The organism is Thermodesulfobacteriota bacterium (assembly GCA_040756475.1).
GTDB lineage: Bacteria > Desulfobacterota > Deferrisomatia > Deferrisomatales > JACRMM01 > JBFLZB01.
The window spans coordinates 1-7,484 of sequence record JBFLZB010000213.1 but is presented as its reverse complement, the minus strand read 5'-3'; the positions used below and the strand labels follow the sequence as shown (position 1 = coordinate 7,484).

General features: G+C 69.9%; 6 protein-coding genes. 1 reads left to right on the top strand and 5 read right to left on the bottom strand.

All coding sequences use genetic code 11. The features are described from left to right. From AB1578_20500 to AB1578_20490, 3 genes are all read right to left on the bottom strand, one after another. A partial coding sequence (locus tag AB1578_20500; protein ID MEW6490276.1) for a (Fe-S)-binding protein occupies positions 1-1,653 on the bottom strand: 1,653 nt, incomplete at its 3' end. Between the two features lie 131 nt (positions 1,654-1,784). Further along, positions 1,785-3,104, bottom strand: a complete 1,320-nt coding sequence (locus tag AB1578_20495; GenBank protein ID MEW6490275.1) for an FAD-binding protein — start codon at positions 3,102-3,104, stop codon at positions 1,785-1,787. A 31-nt stretch (positions 3,105-3,135) separates the two neighbouring features. Then, on the bottom strand, positions 3,136-3,978 hold the full coding sequence (locus AB1578_20490; GenBank protein MEW6490274.1) for an electron transfer flavoprotein subunit beta/FixA family protein: 843 nt from the start codon (positions 3,976-3,978) through the stop codon (positions 3,136-3,138). A 221-nt stretch (positions 3,979-4,199) separates the two neighbouring features. Between AB1578_20490 and AB1578_20485 the strand changes: the two genes are divergently transcribed. Then, the gene (locus AB1578_20485; GenBank protein MEW6490273.1) at positions 4,200-4,529 is read left to right on the top strand and encodes a hypothetical protein; all 330 of its coding nucleotides are present in this window, start codon (positions 4,200-4,202) and stop codon (positions 4,527-4,529) included. A 141-nt stretch (positions 4,530-4,670) separates the two neighbouring features. On the opposite strand, the gene AB1578_20480 is transcribed toward AB1578_20485, so the two are convergent. Together AB1578_20480 and AB1578_20475 are read right to left on the bottom strand one after the other, a co-directional pair. Next, on the bottom strand, positions 4,671-6,425 hold the full coding sequence (locus AB1578_20480; protein MEW6490272.1) for a PAS domain S-box protein: 1,755 nt from the start codon (positions 6,423-6,425) through the stop codon (positions 4,671-4,673). A 64-nt stretch (positions 6,426-6,489) separates the two neighbouring features. After that, positions 6,490-7,484: dihydrolipoamide acetyltransferase family protein (locus AB1578_20475; GenBank protein ID MEW6490271.1), on the bottom strand; the 995-nt coding region annotated here is incomplete at its 5' end.

The window sequence follows — 7,484 nt, the reverse complement described above, 5'->3', positions numbered from 1 at the left end:
CTGCGCGGCCGCGCCGCGCAGGGGTAGCCGCCCCTCTCGGACGAGCTCCTGGAGGAGCTCGGTGTAGTGGAGCACCCGGGCCTTGTGGCCGTACTGGCGGTAGTCGTTCTGGAGGGTGGAGTAGCAGTGGGGGCAGTAGCACACGATGGTGCGCACGCCCCGCCGGGTAAAGAGCTCCGCGTTTTCCCGGGCGAGGGCGTCGAAGGCGTACTCGTTGCCGAGCCGGCGCTGGGAGTCGCCGCAGCAGCGCTCTTCGGAGCCCAGGATCGCAAAGCTCAGCCCCGCGGCCTTGAAGAGGCGGGCGAGCGCCACGGACACCTTGCGGCTGCGGCTGTCGAAGGAGCCGGCGCACCCCACGTAGAAGAGATACTCGGCGCTCTGCCCCTCCGGGAGCTCCCCCAGGAGGCGCAGGTCGAGCCCCCTGGCCCACCGGCCCCGGTCCGCCGGAGGCAGGCCCCAGGGGTTGGAGCGCTGATCGGTGGCCTCGAAGAAGACCCCGAGCTCCGGCGGGAACTTGGCCAGGTTCTCCACCAGGTGGCGGCGCATCTGGACGATCTTCGGGACGTGCTCGATGAAGACCGGACACGCCCGCATGCACGCCCCGCAGGTGGTGCAGTCCCAGAGCGCGTCCTCCCCCACCGAGCCCTCGGCCGAGGCGTCCTTCTCCATGATCAGGGGCATGAGACCTGTGGCCCGGTTGCCGTGGCGGAGCTTCTCGGCGTTGGCCAGGAGGTTGACCTTGCCGTCCCGGATGACGAGCCGGGGGTTCAAGGGCTTGCCCGTCGCGGTGGCGGGACACTGCTGGTTGCACCGGCCGCACTCGGTGCAGGAGAGGAAGTCCAGGAGATCCTTCCAGGAGAACCGGTCCACGGTTCCCGCGCCATAGGTGCGCCCGGGCTCGAAGATCTCCCGGGGTACGGTACGCACGGGCTCCAGGGATCGGCAGAAGCAGGCCGGGATGGCCGTGAGGATGTGGAGGTGCTTGCTCCAGGGCAGGTAGTTGAGGAACGCGAGGAACGCCAGCGCATGGAGCCACCAGAAGACCCGCCCTGCCGCGTGGAGCCCCTCGCCGAAGACCGCGGCCATGGCGGGGGCCACCAGCACGCGGGTGAGCGGCATGAGGGTGCCCCGGGGAGCCGTCCCCAGGGCGAGCTCGGCCCCGTGGTACCCATAGAAGAGGAACATGAGGAGGAAGACCAGCCCCAGCACCACGAAGGCATCGACGCTGCGGTACTCGATGTGGGAGGGCTTGACCACGAGGCGCCGGTGGAGCGCCACGACCACGCACGCGATGACCAGGAGGGGCACCACGTCGAAGAGGAGCGTGAGCAGGGGGTAGAACACCGGGCCGAAGATCGTCAGCGAGAGCTGGGGGAAGAGGCCGTTCAAGACGAACCCAGCGTTGTCGAGCCCCAGGATCACGAACCCCCAGAACAGAAAGAAGTGGTTGCGGCCGAACCGGTCCTCCAGGACCCGCTTCTGGCCGAAGCCGTACTCCAGGGCCGCCAGGAGGCGCTTCTCCAGGCCCGTCTTCAGCCGGGGATCGGGCCCCCCCAGCCGCACCGCCCGCATCAACCGCAGGAGCGAGTATCCAAACGTAAGGACCGCCCCCGTGAAGAGAATCGCAAACAGGGTAGTCTCGGTCTGGGTCATGCCGTCCTCCCGTGCGACAAACTCGGGAAAGGATTTGGACGGGATAACGGGATGTCCGGGATGGGAAAACCGACACGTTCTATCCCGCTCTTCATCCTGTCCATCCTGTGATCCCGTCCAAGACCCCGCCCCTACGCCCCCCGGGCCACTTCCCGCAGTCTGCGGGTGAGGGCGGGGACCACCTCGAAGAGGTCGCCCACGATGCCGTAGTGGGCGACCTCGAAGATGGGGGCGTCCCGGTCCCGGTTGATGGCGATGACGAGGTCGGCGTCCTGCATGCCCACCAGGTGCTGGATGGCCCCCGAGATGCCGCAGGCGACGTAGATCTTGGGGCGCACGGTCTTGCCCGTCTGGCCCACCTGGCGCTCGTAGGGGATCCAGCCCGCATCCACCGCGCTGCGCGAGCCGCTCACGGTGCCGCCCAGGACCTCGGCGAGCTCCTCCAGGAGCCGGAAGTTCTCGGCGCCCTGCATGCCCCGCCCCCCCGAGACGAGCACCTCGGCCCCCGCGATGTCCACGTGGCCGGTCCCGTGCTCGTCGCGCAGCACCTCCAGGACCTTGGCCTGCACGGCGGCTTCCTCCAGGCCCAGGGGCTGCCGGATTATCTCCCCCCGCGCGCCCTCCCGGCGCTCGGGGCGGCGCATCACGTGGGGCCGCACCGAGGCCATCTGGGGCCGGTGGGTCAGGTTCAGGATCGTGGCCATGATGTTGCCGCCGAAGGCGGGGCGGGTCTGCTCCAGGAGCCGGCGCTCGGCCTCCACGGAGAGCTCGGTGCAGTCGGCGGTAAGCCCGGTCTCCAGAGCCGTGGCCACGGCCCCGGCCAGGTCCCTCCCCAGGCCCGTGGCGCCCATGAGCACCACCTCGGGTTTTTGCTTCCGGATGAGGTCCAGGGCGGCCTTGAGATAGGGCTGGGTGCGGTAGTGCCGCAGCACCGGGTCGTCCACCACGTAGACCCGCTCGGCGCCGTAGGCGAAGGCCTCCTGGGCCAGGTGCTCGACCCCCTCCCCCAGGACGAAGGCCGCGAGCCCCACCCCCAGGTCCCGGGCCAGGCCCTGTCCCGCCCCCAGGAGCTCCCAGCTCACCGCCGCGGCCGCGCCGTCCTGCTGCTCCACGAACACCCACACCCCGCGGTAGCTCGGGTCGGCCCTGGCTGCTTCCTCCTCGGTGGGTCTCTCCTCCTTCCACTCGCCACGGCGCTTGAGCTCCTCAATGGTCCGCTGTTCCTCCTCCGTGTAGAACATCTCGAGGGCTTCCACCGGGCAGATCTTGACGCACTTGCGGCACCCGATGCACTTCTCCAGGTCGATGACCGGCTCCCCCGCGGCGTCGTAGGTAATCGCCTCCACGGGGCACTCGGGGGCGCACCGCCCGCAGGCGATGCACTTGCCCGCCAGGAGCCTCGACTTTCCCCGGGGCTTCTTGAGCTTGCCCCTGTCCTTCTGCTCCGCCATGGCCTGGGGTCTCCTCCCTCGGCAGAGGGGGCTACACCGCGATCACGTCGCGCTCGATGAGCCTGCGGATGAGCTCCTGGACGGCACCCTCGGGGTCCGCCTCCCCATCCCCAACGATCTCCCCCAGGCGCCTCTCTGGAGCGAAGATGCGCTTGACGCTGGTGGGCGAGCCCTTGAGCCCCACCCGGGCGGGGGAAAGGCCCAGCACGCCGTTGTCCCACACGAAGATCTCCGCCTCTTCGGCCTCCAGGCGCCGGGGCACCGTGGGGTAGCGGGGCTGGTTGATCTCGCGCACCACGGTGACCACCGCGGGCAGGGGGGCCCGCACTACCTCCCGGCGGCCTTCGAGTTTGCGGCGCACGGTGAGCGTCCCGGTCTCGGAAGAGACCTCCAGGAACCGGTCCACGAGGGTGAGCTGACTCCATCCCAGGCGGGTGGCGAGCCCGGGCCCGACCTGGGCGGTGTCGCCGTCGATGGTCTGCTTGCCGCACAGCACCAGATCCACCCGGCCCCACTCCGCAGCTACCCGCCGCACCGCGGCGGCCAGCACGAGGCTCGTGGCCAGGGTGTCGGCCCCCCCGAAGGCCCGGTCGGAGACGAGCACGGCCCGGTCGGCCCCCAGGGCGAGGCAGCGGCGCAGCGCCAGCACCGAGTTGGGGGGCCCCATGGTGACCGCCACCACCTCGCACTCCCACCGGTCCCGGAGCCGCAGCGCTTCCTCCAGGGCGTGGGCATCGAAGGGGTTGACGATGAAGGGGACGCCTTCCCGGATCAGGGTGCCGGTCTCGGGGTTCACCTTCACCTGGGTCGTGTCGGGCACCTGCTTTACGGCTACCACCGCGCGCCGCAGGCGCCGCTTGCCGCTATCGGTCATGGAACGTGGACTCCTCCCGGGTTGGAAGCGGCTCGGGTCTTCCCGCCGGATCGCTGGAGTGTAGCACGCCCGGATGCCCCGGCCAGGCGAACGGGGTCCTCGCCACAGGGCGGAGCGTTTTCGGGGGGAGGGGCTTTCACCGACTGGAATGGTTATGGTTGGACCGTACCGGGTCATCCTCCGGCCGAGCCGGAGCGCAGTCGGGGGGAAGGAGGGCCACCATGGTGACCAAGAGAATGGAGAGTTGGGAAGTCAGCGACTTCCAGCACGAGTTTCGAAGCCTCGCGGAGAAGTCCTCCGACGAGACCTTCCGCACGAAGTTCCACGCCCTCGCCGACGAACTCGAGCCCTTCGGCCGCGAGTTCATCCACGAAAACGCGAGCTGCGGTCGCGACCTGAGCTCGATGGTCGAGGAGCTCCACGGCATTGCCGCGCGCGACCGCTACTGCGACCGGGACCGGGGCTTCGAGCGGGAGTGCCAGAGCCTCTATCACGACGTGGACCGGGCCATAGGGCACGCCCAGCAGCTGCGCAGCGCGTGCTTCACGTGAGGTCCCGTCCGAGAGCCATAGGGGCGACCCTGCGTCGCCCCTACATCCACCCGGCGAAGGGCGGGTCAAGCGAAGGAGACCTGCCATTTTTCTGGAGCAAGACGTAGCGCCTTGCCCAGGATGCTTGGTAAGGGTGGGTTTCTAGGCGGAAGCCGGAAGGATGGAGGAAAGATCCTCCGCACCGGCTGCGGGCACCGGCCAGGAGGCCTTGACGGTGGTTCCGAGACCGGCCTCCGAGTCGATCCAGAAGCTACCCCCGGAGAGCTGGGTGCGCTCCCGCATGCTGTCGAGCCCCAGGCTCCGCCGGGTGCTCCGCAACGCCAGGGCGGCTTCCACATCGAAACCCACCCCGTCGTCGGCCACCTCGAGCACCAGCGCATCGGCCTCCCGCGCCAGGCAGACGCGCACCCGGGCCGCGTGGCTGTGTTTGGCCACGTTGTTCAATGCTTCCTGAAGGACGCGAAAAATCACGATCTTCAAGGGCTCGGGCACGTCCTCTTCCTTGAGGGAGAGCTGGGGCTCCAGGGCGAAGCCGGGGTAGGTCTGCCGAAACTCCCGGCAAAACCAGCCCACCGTGGCCAGCAGACCCAGGTCGTCGAGAATGGACGGGCGAAGCGCCATGCCGATGCGGCGCACTTCGTCCACGGCCCCCTTCAACCGGGCAACCACGCTCTCCATGAGCTCCCGTTTCTCGGAATCCCCTGCGCAGGCCGTCTCGATCTGGAACTTCACCGCCGAGAGGGTCTGGCCGATGCCGTCGTGGAGCTCGCGGGCCACCCGTTCGCGCTCCCGCTCCTGGGCGGTGAGGAGCTCGGCGGAAAGCAGTTGCAGGTAGGTCCTCCAGTGGCGCAGGTCCTCCTCGGCCCGCTTGATCTCCCCGATGTCGGTCACCACCGCGAAGCTCCCCTGGACGCTCCCGTCCTCTCCCAGAAGGGGAGTCGACGAGATCAGGACGGGCACCTCCTCCCCTTCCTTGGAGCGCAGATTCACCTGGTACACGCCCCGCTCGGCGCGGCGGCGCCTCTTCTGCTGCTCCTCGAGCAGGGGAAGGCTCTCCTCCGAGAAGAACTCCTCGGGCCTGCGCCCTGCCAGCTCGCCTGTGGGATACCCCATCATCTCCGCAAGTTTCTGGTTTGCGTAGGTCAGCACGCCATCGGCATCCACGACGCACAGGCCCTCGTTCATCGACTCGACGAGGAGCCGGTACCGGGTCTCGCTGGTGCGCAGCTCCTGCTCCGCGCGCGTGCGCTCCAAGACCTCTTCCCGCAGCCGCTCGTTGGCCCGGGATAGCTCCGTGCCGCAAGCCTGCGCCTCTCGGGCGCTCTCGGTCGCCGCCCGCCGCAGGGCGTCCTCCGCTTTGCGGCACTGGTCCAGCGCGACCCGAAGGGGGCGAAGCAGGAAATAGTGCAGGGCGGGGGTGAGCAGGAGGGTCAGGAAGAAGGCGTCGACGAGGGCACCCGAAAACGGGTGGGCATGGGTCAGAAACGGGAAGAGGCGAATCGCCACGAGCTCGCTTGCGAAGATGCCCAAACCCAGGAGCAGCGTCGGCCAGCTCCAGAACCGGGCTTCTCTGTGCCGTTGGGTCATCGCAAAGTGGGGCGCGGCGCCCCGCGAGAGGAGCAGGGCCTCGATCTCGCGCACATGCCGGGCAGAGTGCTCCAGGGGGCGAAACACCAGGAGGTAGAGGCCGCTGCCGAGCAGCAACCCCACCAGTACCGCATTGGTCCCGGCCAGCGGCCATGCCCGTCCCTCGGGCACGAGGGGGTTGACCCGCATGACCAGGAGCTCAACCAGGGCCGCCCCAAACCCGCTCACGAAAGCGAGGGTCCTGGCCGAGAACCAGGGAACCGCCCCCGGGGCACACCCTCCGCCCCCCATCGGCAGTGCCTGGTTCATGCTCCCATCCCCTTCCCCACCCCGCCCGCCGGGGCGCTGCGGTCCGGCTTCTCGACGCCTCTTCTCACAGGTCCTCCGGTTGTTCGAGCCGATGCTGCAAATCCCCCAGGAATTGCGCCGCGAGCACCCCGTCCACCACCCGGTGGTCGCAGGAGAGGGTGACGTGCAGCACCCGACCCGCTTCCACCCGGCCCCCGCGCACCAGCGGCGCCTCGCGCACGGCACCCGCGGCCAGGGTGAGGGCGGAGGGGGGGTTGATGATGGCGGTGAAGCTCTCGACCCCGTACGCGCCCAGGTTCGAGAGGGTAAAGGTGGAGTTGGCGCGCTCCTCGGGCCGAAGCTTCCCCGCCCGGGCCCGGGCCACCAGGTCTCGGGTCTGCTCGGCGATCCAGGGGAGGTCTTTCCCCTGTGCCCCCCGGAGCACCGCCACTGCGAGCCCGGCGTCGGTTTGCACGGCCACCCCCAGGTTCACCACGTTCCAGCGCAGCCACCGGCCCCGATCGTAGCTGCGGTTGGCGTCGGGGAACCGCTCCAGGGCCAGGGCTGCGGCCCGCAGGAGGAGGTGGGTGAGGGTGATCCCTTCCCCGGCAGCTTCCTTGCGCTGCACCAGGCGCTCGGCCTCCACGGTGGCCGAGACATGGAAGTGGGGAACCGTGCGGGCGCTGGCCGAGACCCGCCGGATGGCCGCCCTTTGGTAGAAGCTCACTTCCTGGGCCTCCGCCTCCCCCTCGGCGAAGGTCACGGGGGGCAGCTCCCCATCGGGTGCCGCAGGGGGCAGGCCCGTCCGTGGGGCCGCGGCCTCCACGTCCGCGGTCGTGATCCGCCCCTGGGGGCCCGTGCCCCGAACCTGCACCAGGTCCACCCCCTTCTCCCGGGCGAGCCTGCGGGCCCGCGGGCTCGCCCGCACGCCCTGGGACGGGCTTGCCGGCGGGGGCTTTGCTCCGCCTTCGGCGGGCTTTCGGGGAGGAGGCGCCGGGCGGGGCGACTCCTTTCCTCCGCGCTCGTAGAGGGGGTGGGCCCCCGGCAGGGGGACCTGCGGGGAAGCCGCCACCTTCGAGG